This is a genomic window from Candidatus Poriferisodalis sp., assembly GCF_965208895.1.
Classification (GTDB): Bacteria; Actinomycetota; Acidimicrobiia; order Acidimicrobiales; family Poriferisodalaceae; genus Poriferisodalis.
This window is the reverse complement of record NZ_OZ242363.1, coordinates 2,749,278-2,768,437: the sequence shown is the minus strand read 5'-3', so window position 1 is coordinate 2,768,437 and position 19,160 is coordinate 2,749,278. Positions and strand designations below refer to the sequence as shown.

Genomic DNA, 19,160 nt, shown 5'->3' with positions numbered 1-19,160 from the left:
TAGCGCAAGGCAGTGCCGCGAGTGTCTGCCCGCTCGTCGATTAGGCGCTCGAAACGGCGGACGCTGTGAGCGACGAGCAGGTCGATCGCGGCGCCGTAGCCGACGGCGGAGACCGTCAAGCGGCGGGGATGCGGATCGTCTCGAAGTGATCACGACCGGCGTCGATGAGCGAGTGTGGCTTCTCGCTGCATAGGACGTAGAGCGCATCACGGGCCCGAGTCATGCCCACGAACAGCTTGGAGGCAGCCAGTGCTTCTGCATCGGCCCGTTCAGCGGGACTCGAGACCCCTTTTGCTGTGAATGGCCACGCGCCGTGGGACACACCGAGCAGGAAGACCACCTTGAACTCAAGACCCTTCGCCCGGTCGAGCGTTCCTACCTTGACGCCGCCATCTTTGGCGTCGCCATTGCCGAGCGCCGAATCCTTCAGATTCTGGGTCAGTAGGCGCGAACCAGACAACACACTGACGGCAGCGTCGACGTCTTCGTTTCTGGCGGCGAACACACCGAAATCGCTCAGGGCGAGATCCTCCGGGTTGGCCTCCCTCAGTCGGGCGATCTCGGCAGCAACCCAGCGCCGCTCGGCCGACTTGTCGGCGGTGATTACCAGCCGGGGTGGCACGCCGTCGGTTTCCGTCTCGCGGGCGGCGTCGCTGCGGCGCGGGGACAAGTCCCTTCCCTGCTCAGCCTCGAGGTCAGCGACAGCAAAGCTGCCTGCACACGCGATTGCTGCCTCGATGATCTTGCGCGTGTTGCGGTAGTTGCGTCCGAGATTGTGGCTGCGACCGCGTACGTCAACTCCGGCAGCCAGCAGCGTGTAGCCGCCCGGGTAGACGCGCTGCGCAACGTCGCCGGCAATCAGCACAGAGTCCGCTCCCAACTCGTGGCGGGGCAATCCCTGCGTTGTCGGAATCCGACGAGCGACAAGTGCGCATATCAATTCGAGGCCGGTCTGCGTGAGGTCCTGCGCCTCGTCGACGATGACAGTGCAATAGCGCGGTTCTGGCAGCGCGCGGGCGTAGTCGCGAGCGCGTCGCATTCGGTCTTCGAAGTGCTCCAGTCCCTTCGCGTCCATGAGGTCGCGCCACGCCACGCGAAGTTCCCAGACCTGTTCCCGCACGGCCGGCCGGAAGGGCATTTCGCGACCTATCCGGTCGATGCCCAGGTAGCTGTCGAGATCGTCGATGCCGCGCCCGATGATGACCCGCCGGATTTCCTCTTGCAGGTAGCCGTCAGAGCAGCCCAATTCGTGCAGAGGCGTGCCCGGCCTTACGATCTCCCTCTTGGCGAGCCTAAACGTGTTCTCGTTCTGCACTCTGTTCCAGTCGCGCAAGTCACCAGCTTCTTCGCACATCTGAGCCGCAAGCAGGTCGATGTTGGTGAATCGGACGGCGTCGCGTGTGGAGCCAGGCAGTCGCTCATAGAGCGTCTCGAGAACGGGCACCAAGCTCTTCACATAGGTGGTGAACAGGATCGGCAGCGGTTCGGAGCCGAACATGTCGGCCTCGGGTCGGTGCCTGGCAATCCACGCTGCCCGATGCAGCGCCACCGTGGTCTTCCCTGTGCCGGCCGAGCCGCTGACGCGTGCCGGGCCGGCGAAGCTGCGCTCGACGATCTCGCGCTGGTCTGGGTGCAGGAAGAGCATCCAGTCTTCGATAGGTGCCGACGCGAGCTGCCGCAATTCCTCAGCGTCAAGTTCGACTGACAGCGCCGCAGCCGCCCCCTTCTCGGTGATGTCTCTGGCAAACCGTTCAACCGCAGCCGTCTCATCGGCGGTCAGCTGCGCCTCGCGCCAATCTTCGGGGGTCATCTCGGACAAATCGACAAGCACGTCGAGCAGCTGTGCGCGCGCGGGAGCATTGGCATCCCCTGGCCAACCGTCAAGCAACTTGTCCTCGGCGTCATCTTCCGTCACGCCGACAAGCACTGCTGCCTGCGCCGCTGAGACAGGGGGGAACTGGTCGTCCTGATTCCTGGCAGCTGAGGCACCGCGACGTACATCGAGATACCCACGCAGATTGTCGACAGACCACATCCACAGCAGAGGTTGCTGGGTTGCCCCGGGCGGTATCGCCGGAAGATCCGGCTCCTGCAAGGCAGGTGGCCTGTCATGGTGCTTTGTGGGCACCGGCTTCACATCTTGATCGGAGGCAACCGTTGAATCTTCGGGTTCCGGCACGCGCGGCGCGGCTTCCATCGGTTCAATGAGCGCGGCCTTGAGTAAGACCGCGTCATGGTGACCGGCATGTACGAGATCGGCAGCCGAACCGTTGCGCCTCAGCAGGATGCGGAGCTCCTCAGATGCGCGCATCGACCACAGCTGACCGGCCGGACTCTTGCCGCGTAGCTTCTTGAGCCTCAGCCCCGGCAACCACGGGTCTTCGAGGTACCGCATCACCGCATGATTCACCCGATGCTGCTCGTCCTTGGTGAGGCAAAGGACTGAATCGCGGAATCCCGGCGAGTAACGCACGCTCGGCGAGCCGGTGTCAGCAGTCGGGGCCACGGCCGGCGACGCTATGTGAATCAGTCGCGCAGATTCAAGATCTAGGTGATATCTCACCGCATGGGGTCCGGCATGCATACATGCCGTGATGCCAAACGACAACCCATGATTTAGATAGTCATGATAATCTAAAGTTGATGTTTAAGCGCAGATTGACACTGCCGCCGTCAGGCACGGAGACGTTTTTTCTGTGGGGACCTCGGCAGGCGGGCAAGAGCACCTTGCTGCGCCAGCAGTACCCCGACGGCGTGTGGGTGGATCTGCTCAAAGCCGACGACTTTCGGCGCTACGCAACCCGACCTGAGCGGCTGCGACAGGAACTGGAAGCGGCTGGCCCTCACGGCCCGGACCCGACCCGCCAGGTTGTCATCGACGAAGTCCAGAAGGTGCCCGCGCTGCTCGACGAAGTGCATTGGCTCATCGAACGTCACGGGTTGCATTTCGCGCTCTGCGGGTCGAGTGCACGAAGAGTCCGTCACGGTGCGGCGAACCTGCTCGGCGGACGAGCACTGCGCTATGAGCTCCGCGGCCTCACCTCCGGCGAACTCGGCGACGCGTTCAGCCTCGACCGGATGCTCAACCACGGGTATCTGCCGCGCATGTACGAATCGGAACGGCCCCACCGCCTGCTGGATGCCTACATCGGCGACTATCTGCGGCAGGAGATCGCCGCAGAGGGCCTCGTGCGCAGTCTGCCGGCGTTCTCCGATTTCCTCGACGCTGCCGCCCTCAGCGACGGCGACCCCGTCAATTTCGCGAACATCGCCCGCGAATGCGGCGTCTCGGGGCCGACAGCGAAGGCGCACTTCGGCATCCTCACCGACACGTTGCTGGCCCGCTGGCTGCCGCGCTGGCGGCGGCGGGCAAAGCGCCGTCTGGCCGGGGCGCCCAAGCTGTATTTCGAGGATGTGGGCGTGGTGAACCGCCTCGCCCGTCGCGGCACCGTCGAGCGGGGCTCAGACGCGTACGGCAAGGCGTTCGAGAACTGGGTCTTCCACGAGCTGTGCGCGATGACGGCGTATCACGAGACCGGCGAGGACCTCAGCTACTGGCGGCTGCCCAGCGGAATCGAGGTGGACTTCATCGTGGGCGACATGCGCATCGCCGTCGAAGCCAAGGCCACCGCCACTGTCACGACACGCCATCTACGAGGGCTGCGCACGCTGGCCGAGGAGCATCCTGAGCTAGCGGCCCGAGTGGTGGTTTGTCTCGAAGACCGGCCACGCCGCACTCACGATGGCATCGACATCATCCCCGCAGACCACTTTGCCCGCCGCGTCTGGGAAGAGGGAGCAAGTTCTATTGGTGGTCGCGGGTGAATTGAGTATAGATATCGTCGGCTGCAACGTTAACGGCGGGTCAGAAGGGGTCTGCATGCGCCAGATTGGCAGCATTGTCGTTGTCATCGAATGACGAGACGAGGTTGTCCTTGTCATCATACACTTCGACGCGCACGGAGCCGTTGTTCCATGGCGCCTTGGTGATCCAGTCCTTGTTGACTTCTTCCTTTGGCATCACGCGCGACCAATAGCATCGGCTCCAGTCAGCGTGGTAGACGAAATTGAAACCGTCGTGATTAAGTTGGTCTTTCACGGCAAACGAGTCGAAGACTCGTACTTCACGACGGTCTGACGCTTCGCGCGCTATGGGTTCCAGCGCGGCGACATCGAGTGTCGGGAAGCTGCACGCCTCTTGGACCATGTCGAGGAAAGGGCTACGCTTAGCGTGCTGTGTGCAGATGATCAGCCGCTCTCTTGCTCGGCTGATTGCCACGTAGAAGAGCCGCAATTCGGCAGCTTCGATGGATGCCAGCGTGTCACCGAATACTTGGCCGAATATCCAATGTGGGTGGATGAGGGGATAGTGATTCGCGACTGCATCCAGGATAACCACTGAATCGCATTCGAGTCCCTTGTAGCTGTGGGCCGTGTCCACGGTAACGTGATCGCGCAGCTCCTCGAGCATGGACTCTCGGAGCGCCACCTGGGCTGCTTTCGGTGTCCGGCCGGGGAGCGCATCGAGGTCTCGGGTCCGATTCAGCAGCGCAACTTCACCTTCTTGGGCAAGCCACTGTGCAATTCTCGCTACGGCAATCTCGTGCTCGTCAGCTCCCGAACTGCTACTGCGTTTACGCTCACGCAAAGCTTCACGTTCCAACGGCGTTGGGTCAAACTTGTCCAAGTTGCAAACTTCCACCAGTCCATCATATTTGTTGACAGCTTCGGCGAGTTCGTCATCGTCGGCCAATAGAGCGTTCGAGGCGTTGACGATCTTCTTCTGTGAGCGATAATTCTGCGTGATCGACAAGTGCTGAGCATTGGGAAAATGCTCGTCGAAATTGTGGAAGTACGCGAGATCAGATCCTGCGAAGCCGTTGATCGCCTGCCAATCGTCTCCGACCGCGAAGACCGTCATGTCGGGATTTGCCTGGCGCATGGTAGACGTGAGTTCGTAGAATGATCGCGAAAAGTCTTGGTACTCGTCGATATGCAGGTAGTCGATGTCCCTGATGTCGCCCGTATTTTCTTTGCGTCCAAACCAGGTCGTGCCGCCCTTAACCCTTTCGGCGGCTTGCAGCATGAGTCCGTTGAAGTCTTCCAACTCGTCACGATCCAGTCGTGCCAAGTAAGCTCTATACACGTACCGTCCGATACGGTAGAATTCGAGTTCGTAGTCCGATGCGTCCTCGTTCATCTTGCGCTGAATGGCATGCTGATCTAGTTCCTCAAGGGACCATGCACGCTGCCGGCACCGCCCAACGAAATTGACCATGGCCTGAGTGAAGCTGTCGACCGCGCGATCGCGTACTGCTTTCCAGAGCTCGTCTGCGGCGAGGCGTCGGGGCTTCAGGCCGTGCTCTCGCAGATCAGCGCACAAACGCTGGGCGAATCCCTCTTTGCCCAGCCTTTGCAGCTCGCTGGGGCCGTACTCCAGCAGCGCACCCTTGAACTTGCCGGCCTCGACCGCATCGGCGAGCCTCTTCCAAGCAGCACCGTCGTCGCTGTCCGCCGAATCGGCGAACCTAACGTACAGATTCGGCTGTGCGCCGCGTGGAACAGAGAAATCGGCTTGTAACCGACGGCCTCCCCAGCGAATTGTTCGCTTGAACCAATACAGCACGTCATGCTCGGTCAACAGGTTCGCTATGACCTTCTGGCCAAAACTGCTAACCCGATCGCCCCTAAGCGTCTCATGCTGAAGAGAGTACCGATGATCGAGAAATTCGTTGCTAGACAGATGATAGCCGCCAGTCGCGATTCGAGACCAATCCGCGCTAAAGTGTTCAAGCATCAAGTCTCGGATTCGATCCGCAAAGTCGGGATTTCTCACGTGTCCGTCGATGACCTGCTGAGTCACCTCGCTCAAATGCTGCTTGCCTTCATCTTTGTCATCAAACAACAGTTTCTCCCGCGGGTGTACCAGCCTGTTCGCAAGAGCATGGAACGTCATCACATGCGGAATGTCATCGCCAAGCCACTCCCGTAAACGACTCTCCATCTCCGATGCCGCGCGCCTATTAAACGCCAACAACATGATCTGATGTACTGGCACTCCGCAGTGCTTGTGCAAGAACAAGGCGCGAGCGGTCAAGACTCGCGTCTTACCTGAACCCGCGCGCGCAGTGACCAGCACATTGCTATTGACAGTACCGACGGCCGTCGCTTGCTCCGCATCCAATGGCATACCAGCACATTCGCTGACCCATTGACGGACGAATGCGACTCGTGCCACGTTGTAGTTGTGGGTAATCTCAGTCAGGGAGCGCCACCGCTGAGATGCATGGTGATCGAAATCCACGTAATCATCACCGAGCCGCCGGGCGACTTTGTCAGCGAACGATTTGAAATGTGTAGTGAGTTTGCCCCGCGACTCCGCAAGATGGCTCTGTAGGCGATGAACCTCGTTCAATTGCCTATTCGCATCATCGACTTTTTGCTGGCGTCGCTGTTCCCGCAGTTGGTCGTGGGCCAGCCGTGCTGCTGCATCCTCGAGCTCTCGCTGGCGTCGCTGTTGCCGCAGCCGTTCCTGCTCCTCTGTTTCGCGGCGTCTGATCGCTTCCTGTCGGTTCCGTTCCTGCTGCTCTACTTCTAGTTGTTGTCTTCGCTGGTCATCGCTGCGGAAATGTATCGATCTTCCTTGCAACACTTGACGGCCAAGTGAAGGCAATGAATCATACTCAGCGGGCGTGAGGTCTTGCTTTAGGTCCCGAAAGAGGCTACCAACTACACTTCCGATGATTAGTTTTTCGAGATTGTGTATCACGTGTCGCAGATATTCTTCTGCCTGCTTAGCTTGACTAGGCTTCCAATTCTGCCGAATGAATGACTCGAACTTGGATGCAGCTGATTCGAATGTGTGCATTTGCTTGCGAACCCAACCCTAGATTGGAGTAGCAGTAGCGGCGATGGCGCGGATGGCTTCGTCGATGACGTCGGCCGCGTCGGCGAGGGTGACGAAGATTGCCTCGTAGGCGCCAGGGGCGAACGCTATGCCTTGGGCCAGGGCCTGAGTGTGGAGGCGGGCGTAGGCCTGTTCGTCGGTGGTGCGGGCATCGTCGTAGTTCTTGGGGCACCACGTTGCATCGTCGATCGGAGGTTGGCCCATGTACAGCCCGAGGAGCGTGCCTTCCTGGACAATCGATGCCTCATAGCCGGCTTCGGAGAGCGTCGTGTCGAGCTGTGCCGCAGTTGCTGAGACCGTTGCTTCCAATTCGCTGTAGAACTCGGGTGTCAGATGTTCCAACACGGCGAGGCCTGCTGCAGTGGCGAGTGGGTTCCCCGACAGCGTGCCGGCTTGGTACACGGGACCGGTCGGGGCGAGCGTTTGCATGATCTCGGTGCGGGCGCCGAGGGCACCGATGGGCAGGCCGCCGCCGATGACCTTGCCGAAGCACGAAATATCGGGCGTGACCCCGTACCGCTCGGCCGCGCCGCCGCGGCCCAGGCGGAAGCCGGTGATGACCTCATCGAAGATCAGCAGTGCGCCCGCTTCGTCGCAGGCGGCACGCAGGCCCTCCAGGAATCCGGGCACGGGCGGCACCAGGCCCATGTTCGCTGCCACTGGCTCGACCACGACCGCCGCGGTCTGCTCGTCGAGTTCGGGCACGACGTTGTAGGGCGCAACCACCGTGTCGGCCACTGCGCTCGGCGGGACTCCGGCTGAGCCCGACAACCCGAGCGTGGCGACGCCACTGCCGCCGGCGGCCAACAGTGCATCGGCGTGACCGTGGTAGCAGCCGGCGAACTTGACGATGCGGGACCGGTCAGTGAATCCCCGCGCCAGCCGCACCGCGGTCATGGTGGCCTCGGTTCCGCTGCTGGTCAGCCGCACCTGCTCGACGCCGGGCGCGGCCTCGGCGATCAGCTCTGCAAGCAGCACCTCTCGCTGCGTCGGCGCGCCGTACGAGGTGCCGTCCGCAGCGGCCTTCGCCACTGCCTCAGTGACGGCCGGGTGGGCGTGACCCAGGATGATCGCCCCGTAGGACTGCACGAAGTCGAGGTACCGGCGACCCTCGACATCGAAGACGTACGGCCCTTCGGCCCGTGCAACGAAATACGGTGCGCCGCCGACCGAGCCGAAAGCCCGCACCGGCGAATTGACACCTCCCGGAATCACCCGCTGGGCAGCTTCGAACAGGTCGGCATTCGTCGGCGGCTCGGTCACGGCTCGCAGCGTAGGGGTGCCGATGCGCTCAGTCGCTTGCCGGATGGTGTTCCGCGCGCAGCGCCGTCGCGACTGCTTCGACGAGACCTTCGTTGGAGGGACGGCTGGCGACAGCTGCCACCGGCAGTCCGGCTTCGGCACACGCAGCAGCCGTGGTGTCGCCGATGCAGACCACCTTGGCGCGGACCTTTCGCTCGCCGATCTGGCTCAGATGGCCCGCCACCGCGGACGGTGAGGCGAAGATCACGGCATCCGCTGCAGCCACATCGGCGATCAGATGGTCTGACAGCGTGGGCGTGACCGTGCGGTAGGCGCTGACTGCGTCCACGGCCCAGCCCCGGGCTCGCAGGCCGTCGACGAGTTCGGGGCGGGCTTGCGCAGAGTGCGGCACAAAGCACGCGTCGCCCGGTTGCGGATCGCCGAAGGCCTCAGCGAGGCCGACTGCGTCGTTCCGGTCGGGCACGAGGTTGGCCGGTCGGTCTAGCTCGGCCTCGACGCGGGCTGCGGTGGCAGGACCGACGGCCGCGACGCGGATGCGCGCGAAGCGACGGCGCACCCCGCGCCGGTCGGCGCGTGCGAGTGTTGCTGCGACCGCGTTCGGCGAGGTGAACGCAACCCAGCTGAACTGTTCGAGCCGCAGCAGGGCATCGTCGAGCGGTTGGCCGCCGTCCAGGGGCGGCACCACCGCAATGGCCGGAGCGATCACGGGGCGCGCTTTGTGGCTGCGCAGCGCGCCCGCCAATGGATCGGCCTGGTGCGACGCCCTCGTGACGACAACCGTGCGGTCGGCGAGTTCGCTGAGTTGGCTTTCAGACATCGTCGCCCAGAGCGGACCACATGGCGGCGTCTGCGCCGGTTCGGGTCATCAGTTCGCGGGCCAACGCCGCGCCCAGGGAGAGACCGTCGACATCGCTGCCGCTGGTGCGCACGATGGCGCTGCGATCTGGCGTCGCGAGCAGCGCGGTCATGTGGAGGTGCCCGTCGGCGCCGAGAGTGGCGTGAGCGCCGGTCGGCAGGTCACAACCGCCGCCGAGCGTCCGCAGGAAGGAACGCTCGGCATGCACGCAGCGTGTCGTCGCCTGGTCGATGATCGCCCTGACTGCGGCCCCGGCTTGCGCGTCGTCGGTTCGGTGCTCGATCGCGATGGCACCCTGCCCGACCTGGGGCACGATCTCGTCGGGGCTGAATCGCTGCGCGATCTGCCCAGATTCACCGAGACGCTCCAGCGCCGCCGCTGCCACGATCACCGCGTCGATGCCTGGTTCGCTGGCTGTGGCAATGCGACGAGCCATATTCCCGCGCAATCCGGTGAACCCCAGATCGGGACGCAGTGCAGCCAGTTGGCACTGCCGGCGCTGTGATCCGGTTGCGACAACGCCGCCGTGCCCGATTGCATCGAGCTCGAGACCGACGAGCGCATCGCGCACGTCACCTCTCGCCAGGCAGCCTGCCAGCGTCAAGCCGGGAGTCGGGTCCGAGCGCATGTCTTTCGCGCTGTGCACCGCTGCATCGGCGCGCCCATCGAGTACGGCGGCTTGCACCTCGGTCACAAACACTCCCCTTCCGGACATCTGCGCGATCGGCGTGGACAGGTCGAGGTCTCCGCTTGTGCGCACCGGCACGAGCTCGATGTCGCCGCAGGACGCTCCGGCTGCTGCTAGTGCGGTCGCGACGGCACGCGCCTGCCACGTAGCGAGCGGGCTCGATCGTGTCGCGATCCTCACGCGGTCAAGAGGCTGAGCCAGCAGGCGAAGCCGTGGCCCGAGCGGCCCGTGAGCGCAGCGAATCAGAGCGGGAAACAACACATGCCGCAACGGGAGGGTTCACTAGCCTGCTCACCCTCCTAGGTCTACAAATCGAAGAGGTCGCGCACCGAGTCCGCGAGCCGGTCGCCCTTGGCTTTGCCTGCCGCAGTCCGCAGCGCGACGGTGGGCTGATGCAGCAGCTTGTTGACCAGCGCTGCGGTTGCCCGCTCGAGGGCCTCGCGCGCGTCTTCGTCGAGACCGGGATGCGCCGCCAGTGCACGCTCAATCTCGGCTCGGCGGACCGCTTCTGCCTGCCCGCGGAGCGATTCGATCAGTGGTGCCATCTCTCGGGCACTGCGATCGGCCGAGAAGCGCTCTGTCTCGTCGACCAGGATCGACTCGACTGCTGCCACTTCGGCTTGCCGGCGGACGTGTCCGGTATCGGCAAAACGGGACAGGTCGTCCATGTCGAGGAGGGTGACGCCCGCAAGGCGCGCCACGGCAGGGTCGACATCACGGGGTACGGCGATGTCGACGATCAGCAACGGACGGCCCGCACGCCGCTCGATGACTGCTCCCACGCTGGCGTGGTCGACGATCACCGATGTCGCACCTGTGGATGTCAGCAGCAGATCAACCTCGACCAGGGCGTCCTCCAGGCTTGCGAGCGGCAGATGATGGCCGCCTACCCGCGCGGCCAGGGCCTCGGCGTGCGAGGGCGTGCGATTGGCTACCTGCACGGCTGCGGGACCGGCCGCCGCGAGCGCAACGATCATGCCCTCGGCCATTTCGCCGGCACCCACGACGAGCACCCGGGAGCCTTCCAACGTGCCGAGATGGTTCTTGGCCATGCTGACCGCGGCGTGACTGATCGACGCGGTCCCCCGCGAGATGCCGGTCTCGGTGCGCGCACGCTTGCCAGCGCTGATCCCATGCCGGAACAGCTGGTTGAGCACCGTGCCAGCGGTACCTTCAGTTCGCGCCGCGTCCCACGCCGTGCGCACCTGACCCAAGATCTCATGCTCTCCCAGCACCGCTGAATCCAGGCCGCTCGTCACACGGAACAGGTGACGGGCCGCATCGTCGTCGTAATGGACGTAGAGATGGTCGGACAGATCGGCGGGCGCCGCACCCGACAGCGTGCAGAAGAAGTCGCGCACCTCGCCGAACGCCGCATGGAACCGCTCGGCCACCACGTAGGCCTCGGTTCGGTTGCACGTCGACACGACGACGGCTTCGCTGACGTTCTCGCACGATGCGAGATCACCAAGTCGTTTCGGCACGTCGGCAGCGGGAACCGTGCAGCGCTCCAATAGCTCAAGCGGAGTGCTGCGATGGCTCACGCCCATGACAACGATGGACACGAGGACTACCCAGGGTTCGGAAATGCGGCCCCCACAGTCTCGCCGATCCGGTACCCCGTTTCCACGCGCTTGACCCAGGTTTGCGCCACGAGTGTGACTCCGGGGCGCTCAATTGAAGAAGAACAGCAGCCTGAGGGTGGCCGCGAGCAAGATGAGTGCGACGAGCGCGGCAAGTACGAGCGCAGTTCGAGGTCTCATGTCACCGTCTCATGTGGGGGGCGCAGGCGGATCTCCGTGCCTGCGGCGAAGCCCAGGTGCGCCGCGCTCCCGCCGGCCACCGTCAGCTCAAGCAGACCGAATGGATCATCGGACAGCGCGAGGCTGACCGCGCCGGCTGCGCCCGCGGGCGCCACCTGGACCGACTGCGCGTTCGCTTCGGCCGGGTGTGAACCGGTTGCGATGGCTGTCCACTCCGCGACCAGGAGATCGCCGAGCGGTGCCAGGGTCTCACGATCGACGTTGAGCTGAACCGTGCCCCAGCGCGTGACCGACAGCACTTCGGCAGTCACCGAACCGTCGTCTTCGACGCGCGGAACCGCAACCAGGGAAGGCAGCAGCAGCGTCGATTCAATGGGCGAGCCCAGCGCCTCGATCGGCTCACCGGCCGCGAGGCGACCGGCCGCGGGCGCGAGCACGTCACGAGCCGGGTGAAGCACCGATGGTGGGTCGCCGCAGCCGGGAACATCGATGCGGATGGCCATGTCTGCGCCGCCGACTGCCGCTGTTGCCGCCGCCAGCACGCCGCTGTCTGGGCCCACCAAGATCGACTGCCCGCCGCCGACCGAGACGGCGATGGCGGGCCTGTCCAATCGGCGACCCAATGACGCCAGCACGACCCCAGGCGCGAGGTGCGGCACGCTGCGCACCAACATCAGCGCCGCGGTGCGCGAATCGCCCGGATCGATCTCGTGGCACAGATCGATCACGGCGGCGTGGGGAGCGGCTTGGCGCACGATCGAATGGATGACACCCACCGATTCGTCTGCGGTACCGAGATCACTCAGGAGGGTGACTGTGTCGAAGCCCGTCACGACTGCAGTCCGTCTCGTGGCGGCACCCTTATCTCCCGCTCTCGTTCCCAGTCTCGATTGGATACGGGCTCACGGGCCGCTCGGGCCACGGCTTCGCCCTGTGCTTCCCGCTCTAGCTCGCTTCGCTCGCGGGCCGCTCGGACCCGGGGCTCAGCCTCTGGGATTCTGATCACGCTTTGCCGAGTTCGGCGGATCGGCGGGTAGCGGCTTCGATAGCCGCAGCGAATGCAGCGCGCACACCGTGACGTTCCAGCTCGCGAAGCCCGGCTGCGGTGGTGCCGCCGGGCGATGTCACATCGGCTCGCAGATCGGCAGGCGAACGCCCTTGGGCCAGCAATGTCGCTGAGCCGAGCAAGGTCTGGATGGCCAGTTCGGTAGCCACGGGACGGCTCAGACCCATGAGGACGCCCGCTTCGATCATCGCTTCGGCCACAAGGAAGACGTACGCCGGACCCGATCCTGACAAACCAGTCACAGCGTCCATCAGGTGCTCAGAGACGCGCGCTACTTTGCCGACCGACCCGAGGATCTCGCTGGCCCAGTCAAGGTCGGCATCGGAAGCGTGCTCGTTCGCGCAGATGGCCGCCGCCCCTTCCGACACCAACGCGGGCGTGTTGGGCATGGCGCGCACGATGGGAGTACCGCTGCGGGCCGCGCCGCCCAGCGTTGCGAGCGTCACACCTGCGGCAATGGAGAGGACGCGGTCGGTGCCGGCCGCGGTGACAGCAGACGCAACAGTCGGGATCACGTCGGGCTTGGTCGCGAGGATGGCACCCGCCGAGGCCGCGATTTCGTCCGTGACGGCGACGCCATAGCGGTCTGCCAGCTCATCGCGGCGGGCGGGAATCGGCTCTGAGACGCAGATGTTCTGGGCACTGCGGCCCGCGGCGAGCAATCCGCCCAGCAGCGCTTCGCCCATCTTGCCGCCGCCGACGATCAGCAGATCGATCCTCTCAGCCATGCGGTCACGGTACCGGACGGCATCGGGACCCCTGCTGAGAGGCTGAGCCGATAGGCGAAGCCGTGGCCCGAGCGGCCCGTGAGCGACAGCGAACAAGAGCGGGAAACGACTGGTGCGACAACGGAAGGGTTCACCTACTGGCGCTTCCTCGTCGGGGGCGGTGCCGGGGCACTCGCAGTCAGTGAGTGGAGCACTTCCCTGCATGCCTGCTGGCGAGTGCCCCGGCGAGCGCCAAATCAATCAGAAAACTACGAAACACATCAAATGGTTTTCGGCATCTGCTTCTGGAAGCCCAGCCGGACGAGCGTCGTGAAGTCACGCTCGATGTACGCCCAAAGCGACCCGACAATCCGGTCCATCTCGTCCTCGTCGACGCAGTGGGTAGGCAGTTCTCCCGTCACATACAGCGCATCCTCGGGACCGACGCCGTACTGGGCACCCACCAGCGAGTAGTTGCGTCGCAGAACGAAGTCGGCAACCTGATCTGCTCGAAGCTGTGGGGCAGGAAGGACGTAGGACTCATAGGCCAGCGTGCGTTGGCGCAGCGTCAACCAGATGGCGATGACATCGCGGGATTCCCCCGCAAGACGCACGTACCAGCGGCGCGGCACCTCGGAGTCACGGGTCACGTCCAGCAGCATCGGTCGTTCATCGGGAGCGCCGTGAGACTGTGAGCGAGCCCATTCGGCCAGCCAGTCGTCCATGCGGGCCTCGAGCTGATCGAGCTCGGCGGCGGTTGCCGGGCGACGAGTCATGGCGCGACCGACCCGAGATTCACAGGCAAGCGACAAGCTCTCGCCGGCCCGCGGCGTCGAGCACGTCCAGCGCTGCTGCCGCGCTCGCACGCCAGCTATAGCGCTCGGCGCGGCGAGAGCCGGCGTCGCCGAGGCGCAGCGCCAGCAGCGGATCAGTGAGGATGTCGGTGACGCGGCGGGCATACGCCTCGCCGCTGCGGCCAGCGATGAGGTAGCCGGTGCGTCCCTCGACAACGTTGTCGCGCAAACCCCCGACATCCGACGCGACAACCGGCGTCCCGCACGCCGCGGCCTCCAGAGCGACCAGTCCGAACGACTCGGATCGGCTCGGCACCAGGCACACATCAGCGGCCCGGTAATAGGTCGACAACAGGTGGTGCGGGAGAGGATCGACGAACTGCACACAGTCCGAGACCGCCAGATCGTCGGCCATACTCGCCAGCCGGGCGAGCGTGGCGTGGCCTTGCGGACCGCTGGGCCCTCCCACGATGACGAGCTGCGCGTTGGCGCCCGCTGGGCCCCCAGCTCTCGTGGCGGCGAGGGTCTCGATCGCCAATTCGGCGCCCTTGAGCGGCTGCAACCGTCCGACGAACAGCAGCACCGGTCCGGGCGGAAGCCCGATTGCCGCGCGCGCGGCGTGTCGCTGACCTGGCGCGAACATGGCCCGGTCCACGCCGGGTGTCAGCACGTGAACTCGTTCTGGCGGTACGTCGTACAGCGATCTGAGCTGGCCCGCCTCCGCGTCTCCCGAGGTGAACACGGCGTCCGCGCAATCGATGACACGCTGCTCGGCCTCGCCGCGGTGGCGCGGCTCGGCCTCACCGGTGCTCGCCTTGACTCGGCCCAGCGTGTGAAAGGTGACGGCCAGCGGGACATCGAGGCGGTGCTTCAGCTCGTGTCCGGCCAGGCCGCTCAACCAGTAGTGAGCGTGGATTGCGTCGACTGGCCGCCGAGCCAGGTGCTCGCCGACCCGATCAGCAAACGCTGCGACGACCGCGAGCAGATCATCCTTGTCGAGCGATGGAGCACCGGCGTCGACGTGGGTGACGCTCAGCCCCGACTCGACTTCGATGTGGTCCGGTTGCGACGGATCGGTGCGACGGGTGTAGATGTCGCAATCGACCCCAAGATGGGCCAGCGCGGCGGTGAGCTCACGCACGTACACGTTCAAGCCGCCGCCGTCGCCGCTGCCTGGCTGGTGGAGCGGCGAGGTGTGCATGCACAGCACCGCAACTCTCGCGACGCGACCAGGTTCGCCCGGCACCTGAAGATCGGGAGCATCGGGGGTCACGGCCGATAACGCTACGCAGATCGCCGGAGATGCACGATCTCAGCGAGCCGCACCACGCCAGCGCGCCGCCGCGACCACGCCGGGGCCGCTCCGGCGCAGCGATCAGAGCAGGGGCAGCGATCAGACATTGAGCAGACCCAAGCCCCACATCCACACCAGCGCCGTGACGCTGAGCGAATCGATCCTGCGCACAGCCCACTCCCCCCTCAGGCGCTGCCGCGCTCGGTGGAGCCCGCCGGCGAGCCGTGACTCGCTGCGGCCGACGGCTGATCGGCTCGCAGCATCGGCCCCATCCCGCAGTCGCTCCCGGGGTCGTGCGGCGATCGCTGTGTTCGTTCGGGCAATGGCAGGGCCGAGCGGCAGCGTCACCGCAGCGAGCAGGCCAAACCTGATGACGTCGGTGGGTGCGAAGGGCGGCACGCTCAAACCGGTCAGCGCAAAGATCGCGATCGCGGCTGCGACCACCCCGACCAGGGGGCCCCGCACACTCGGCGGCCGACCCGCCGCGCTGAGGTGATTGCCAGCGTCGTAGATCGCAGCCGCGCTCACGAGTACGAGTGCCGCGCCGAGCGAGTAGCGGGCGACCGCCGCCGCACACGCAGCGGTGACGCCGACCTGCATCCACGTGCGGACCAGCAATCCCGCACGGGCCAGGAATGGCGATGGGGACGAGTGATCTGCGGACGGTGTGTTGGTGCCGGAGCGGCCGGGTTTCAAGGCACCGACCACGATGAAGCTGGCCACAACGGCTGCGCCGAGCACGGCTCCTGCCAAGCGGGTGTCGAGGACGCCCGCGAACCCGACTGCACCGGCCAACGCGGCCGCCGGCAGCCGATAACTCGGGTGCAGCGTGGGCTGTGCGGACGCCCCGCCGGCGCCCGGCGAAGAACGTGGCGCATCGGTACTGCTGCGAACGCTTGCGGCTTGCCAAGCTCCCACCATGGCGATCGCCGTCATGGTGAGCCCGAATGTCAAGGCGCCCGCCCACAGCGCACCGATCAGCACCCCGAACCAGATCAACCCAGCACTGATGGCGGCATCACCCAACGCGACCGCCGGCCCAATCCACAGCACTGCTGCGCGGCGTGACGCCGGTCTGAGACCCGGCGACGCTGCCACCGTGCCGCCGCCGCTCAACCGCCCGATACCGGCGGAAGGACAGCGATCTCGTCTCCAGCGCTGAGCTGTGCCCCTTCGAGCGCCGGTTCGCCGTTCAACCAGACCCGGCTGGCCGCCAGCACGGCGGTGAAGCCATCGCCAAACGTCGCCATTGCCCAGTCCAGTGCCTCGGCGACCGACGACGCCTCTGTCTGGGTGCTGCCGACGCCAGCCGCTTCGCGCGCCCCTGCGAACAGGCGGATCGTCACCGTCGGCATCGACGTGATGCTACCGATCGTTGTTGCGTCGGCCAGCGAGCCGACTGCGCGGCCATGCTCACCGTCCCGATGCCGCGCCGAGGCAATCACCTTCCAGGTCTGCCAGCCGAGCGCCTTCGCCACCGCGCCCACGAGGCAGCCATGGTCAGCCGGCCGCTCCGGCACATCGGCCGGGCCCGAGGTCGGCCCGAGCCCCGACCGATCGACAGAGCTCCCGTGTTCGCAGCGGCGCGCTTCCGCTCATTTCGAGCGGCATCGTCCGCTGTGCCCTGCTGGGCGTATGCATCTTCCGGGGACTTGCTTCATCGGCTTGTTGCATCGGGAGCGGCGCGGCTGCCCCGACGCGGCGCTCTGCGCAGCCGCACCACCACGCTGCTCCATGGCTCTGAGCGCGGCTGTGGCGTCCGACACGAACTCTGCATCCATCAGCGGCCCGAGCCGAACATGGGACTTGCCGTCATAGCCGAGCGCCCCGACAGCGTCGAGGCGCGCCAGCATGTCTGTGATCGATTCAGGCGAGTACGGCAGCGCATCGGAGACATCCCAGAGCGCTGCTTCGCCTTCGTGCGCTGCGACTGCTCTCACGAGCGCGCGTTCCTCGTGGCTGATGTTCTGCCATATGTGAGCGTGCACTCGGTCCCGGACGATCGACGATGCCTGCGCTTCTGCGAAGTCGGCAGCGTCGCGGTCGATCTCCCGAAAAGGAGCGTCTGCATACCGCCATGCCCAGTGCCCGAGGAGCTGCATCTTGTAGGGGTAGCCGACGGCATGACGGACCAGCAGCTCTCTGGCTTCCGCCGTGATGGAACCGCCGGCGTCATTGACTCCTTGCTCGAAGAACAGCCGCGCTTCCTCGTCGCTCACCGCACCGATCTCGTATTGATCGCAGCGCCGGAAGAACGACAAGCGGGGATCGCGAAGCATGGTGTAGAAGACCTCAGGGAGCGCCGCGCCGACAAAAGCCACCGGCAGCTCCTCTCTGGCGACGACGAGCTGCAGATCGGCAGCGAGACGCACCATCTCGTCGCGCTCCCCGGCGTGCAGTTCGTCCACGGTGAGAAGCACGCCTGTGTCTCGCTCATCGGTGGCACTGCCCAGAACTTCGAGGGTGTCTCGCACGCTCGGGCCGGGCCTGGTTTCCGACTTCTGCTCAGAGATCGACGCCCACCGCAGCTGCACGCCACGGCTGACCGAGCGAGAAGTCCGCGTCGCGTCGGCAGATCGAGATTCGCTCAGCACTTCCTGAGCGAAGGGGTGTTTGGCCGCTTCAGCCAAGACGCGCTGCGACACACCCGGCGAGCTGGCGTCGACCTTGAGAACCATCCATCCCTCAGACGAAGCGATGTCCTCGATCTCGTTGAGCAGCACCGTCTTGCCGAAGCCGCGCTGCCCGAGTATCAAGCCGGTGCTGTTCGGATGATGCGGCGATTCAAGAACACTCGCTTCGAGGTCAGCGATCTCCGATGCACGGCCGGCCACGCGATGCGGGCGGCGCCCGAACCCCGGCGTGAACAGGCTCTGCTGCTCATGCCTCCCTCGCACGCTGCGAGCCATGCACCCAAGTTAGCACACCACCCGACACAACGGCACACCACTCGACACAATGGCGGACACCTGCCTGCGACGGGGCAGTGACCGCGTCGAGCCCGTCCGCCTGTCTTACGCTCATGCTCGCTTCGCTCACGGGCAACTCGGTCTCCGGGGCCGAGCCCCTAGGGTCAAGCGCCGTGACACAGCATTCAGAGCTGCTGGCGGTGCGACACGGCCAATCCGAATGGAATCTGCGGGGCCGCTGGCAGGGACAGGCCGATCCTGCATTGACCAGTCTCGGCGAACGGCAAGCCGAGATTGCTGCCGATGCCCTAGCGGCGACGCTCGCTGGGGCGGACGACAGCTGGCGAACGCCGGTGATGCATGGGCGCGGCCTGCATACCGGTCGGCATACATTCGACTTGCCCGCATTCGATCTCATCGTGTCGAGCGACCTGCAACGTGCGCGCCGGACTGCGGAGATCATCGCAAAGCGGCTCGGAGTCAGCGAAGTCGTGGCCGACGATGCACTGCGCGAGCGCAGCGCGGGGCCATGGGAAGGCCTGACTCGGGCGGAGATCGACGAGGGATGGCCGGGCGATGTCGCAGCCAGACGATGGCCGCCCGGGTTCGAGTCCTCCGACAGCATTGCCCGGCGGATGCTGCCTGCCCTGCAACGCCATCTTTCTGTATGCGGACGCGTTCTGCTGGTGGGCCACGCAGGTGTGCTCAAGACGATCGACGCACGAGTGGGCCTCGGCGACGATCGGGTGCCGAACCTGGCAGGCCGCTGGTTCTGGCTCGACGGGGCAGCCGCTGACGCGACGTGGAACTGGGATCAGCTGGAGCCCCGCAACCGGGTCGAATTGGTTTCCTCCGACATCGACCTCATGATCGAGTAGCTGGCCCAGGCCGCACAGGCGCACGCGGGAGTGAC

The 19,160-nt window shown here is 65.3% G+C and carries 16 protein-coding genes; 3 read left to right on the top strand and 13 right to left on the bottom strand.

Annotation, left to right across the window (positions count from 1 at the left end; genetic code table 11):
- Positions 1–115 precede the first annotated feature (115 nt).
- The gene (locus ACOGJB_RS12395) at positions 116–2,608 is read right to left on the bottom strand and encodes a 3'-5' exonuclease (RefSeq protein ID WP_419837424.1); all 2,493 of its coding nucleotides are present in this window, start codon (positions 2,606–2,608) and stop codon (positions 116–118) included.
- A gap of 35 nt (positions 2,609–2,643) precedes the next feature.
- Between ACOGJB_RS12395 and ACOGJB_RS12390 the strand changes: the two genes are divergently transcribed.
- Positions 2,644–3,825, top strand: a complete 1,182-nt coding sequence (locus ACOGJB_RS12390) for an ATP-binding protein (protein WP_419837423.1) — start codon at positions 2,644–2,646, stop codon at positions 3,823–3,825.
- Between the two features lie 40 nt (positions 3,826–3,865).
- Here ACOGJB_RS12390 and ACOGJB_RS12385 read toward each other — a convergent pair whose 3' ends face one another.
- Complete coding sequence (locus ACOGJB_RS12385) at positions 3,866–6,304, bottom strand: UvrD-helicase domain-containing protein (RefSeq protein ID WP_419837422.1); 2,439 nt, start codon at positions 6,302–6,304, stop codon at positions 3,866–3,868.
- A gap of 96 nt (positions 6,305–6,400) precedes the next feature.
- On the opposite strand from ACOGJB_RS12385, the gene ACOGJB_RS12380 reads away from it, so the two are divergent.
- Entirely contained in the window at positions 6,401–6,598 is a 198-nt protein-coding gene (locus tag ACOGJB_RS12380) for a hypothetical protein (protein ID WP_419837421.1), read from the top strand.
- A gap of 288 nt (positions 6,599–6,886) precedes the next feature.
- Here the strand turns inward: ACOGJB_RS12380 and ACOGJB_RS12375 are convergent, their stop codons facing one another.
- The 11 genes from ACOGJB_RS12375 to ACOGJB_RS12325 all read right to left on the bottom strand — a co-directional run bounded on the left by ACOGJB_RS12375 (position 6,887) and on the right by ACOGJB_RS12325 (position 18,247).
- Positions 6,887–8,170 carry a glutamate-1-semialdehyde 2,1-aminomutase gene (locus tag ACOGJB_RS12375; protein ID WP_419837420.1) on the bottom strand — a complete coding sequence of 428 codons (1,284 nt, stop codon included), beginning with the start codon at positions 8,168–8,170 and terminating at the stop codon, positions 6,887–6,889.
- 28 nt (positions 8,171–8,198) lie between these two features.
- Positions 8,199–8,987, bottom strand: a complete 789-nt coding sequence (locus ACOGJB_RS12370) for a uroporphyrinogen-III synthase (RefSeq protein ID WP_419837419.1) — start codon at positions 8,985–8,987, stop codon at positions 8,199–8,201.
- On the bottom strand, positions 8,980–9,894 hold the full coding sequence (gene hemC, locus ACOGJB_RS12365) for a hydroxymethylbilane synthase (protein WP_419837418.1): 915 nt from the start codon (positions 9,892–9,894) through the stop codon (positions 8,980–8,982). The genes ACOGJB_RS12370 and hemC overlap by 8 nt, the downstream gene beginning before the upstream one ends.
- A 125-nt stretch (positions 9,895–10,019) precedes the next feature.
- Entirely contained in the window at positions 10,020–11,279 is a 1,260-nt protein-coding gene (locus ACOGJB_RS12360) for a glutamyl-tRNA reductase (protein ID WP_419837417.1), read from the bottom strand.
- Between the two features lie 194 nt (positions 11,280–11,473).
- Entirely contained in the window at positions 11,474–12,310 is an 837-nt protein-coding gene (locus ACOGJB_RS12355) for an SAM-dependent chlorinase/fluorinase (protein WP_419837416.1), read from the bottom strand.
- 169 nt (positions 12,311–12,479) lie between these two features.
- Positions 12,480–13,271, bottom strand: coding sequence for a pyrroline-5-carboxylate reductase (proC, locus tag ACOGJB_RS12350; RefSeq protein WP_419837415.1), 792 nt, complete (start codon positions 13,269–13,271; stop codon positions 12,480–12,482).
- 260 nt (positions 13,272–13,531) lie between these two features.
- Entirely contained in the window at positions 13,532–14,026 is a 495-nt protein-coding gene (locus tag ACOGJB_RS12345; RefSeq protein ID WP_419837414.1) for a YbjN domain-containing protein, read from the bottom strand.
- A 19-nt stretch (positions 14,027–14,045) separates the two neighbouring features.
- Entirely contained in the window at positions 14,046–15,317 is a 1,272-nt protein-coding gene (locus ACOGJB_RS12340; protein ID WP_419837413.1) for a glycosyltransferase, read from the bottom strand.
- 120 nt (positions 15,318–15,437) lie between these two features.
- Complete coding sequence (locus tag ACOGJB_RS12335) at positions 15,438–16,454, bottom strand: hypothetical protein (protein WP_419837412.1); 1,017 nt, start codon at positions 16,452–16,454, stop codon at positions 15,438–15,440.
- On the bottom strand, positions 16,451–16,825 hold the full coding sequence (locus tag ACOGJB_RS12330) for a MoaD/ThiS family protein (RefSeq protein ID WP_419837411.1): 375 nt from the start codon (positions 16,823–16,825) through the stop codon (positions 16,451–16,453). The genes ACOGJB_RS12335 and ACOGJB_RS12330 overlap by 4 nt, the downstream gene beginning before the upstream one ends.
- Before the next feature lie 108 nt (positions 16,826–16,933).
- A complete protein-coding gene (locus ACOGJB_RS12325) occupies positions 16,934–18,247 on the bottom strand; it encodes an AAA family ATPase (RefSeq protein ID WP_419837410.1) in 1,314 nt (437 codons plus the stop codon).
- A gap of 173 nt (positions 18,248–18,420) precedes the next feature.
- On the opposite strand from ACOGJB_RS12325, the gene ACOGJB_RS12320 reads away from it, so the two are divergent.
- Entirely contained in the window at positions 18,421–19,125 is a 705-nt protein-coding gene (locus tag ACOGJB_RS12320) for a histidine phosphatase family protein (protein WP_419837409.1), read from the top strand.
- Positions 19,126–19,160 lie beyond the last annotated feature (35 nt).

Bases quoted from the DNA above. Each gene is read 5' to 3' on its own strand.
- ACOGJB_RS12380 (WP_419837421.1), top strand. From the start codon at position 6,401: ATGAACCTCGTTCAATTGCCTATTCGCATCATCGACTTTTTGCTGGCG.
- ACOGJB_RS12345 (WP_419837414.1), bottom strand. From the start codon at position 14,026: ATGACTCGTCGCCCGGCAACCGCCGCCGAGCTCGATCAGCTCGAGGCC.
- proC (WP_419837415.1), bottom strand. From the start codon at position 13,271: ATGGCTGAGAGGATCGATCTGCTGATCGTCGGCGGCGGCAAGATGGGC.
- ACOGJB_RS12370 (WP_419837419.1), bottom strand. From the start codon at position 8,987: ATGTCTGAAAGCCAACTCAGCGAACTCGCCGACCGCACGGTTGTCGTC.
- ACOGJB_RS12390 (WP_419837423.1), top strand. From the start codon at position 2,644: ATGTTTAAGCGCAGATTGACACTGCCGCCGTCAGGCACGGAGACGTTT.
- ACOGJB_RS12325 (WP_419837410.1), bottom strand. From the start codon at position 18,247: ATGGCTCGCAGCGTGCGAGGGAGGCATGAGCAGCAGAGCCTGTTCACG.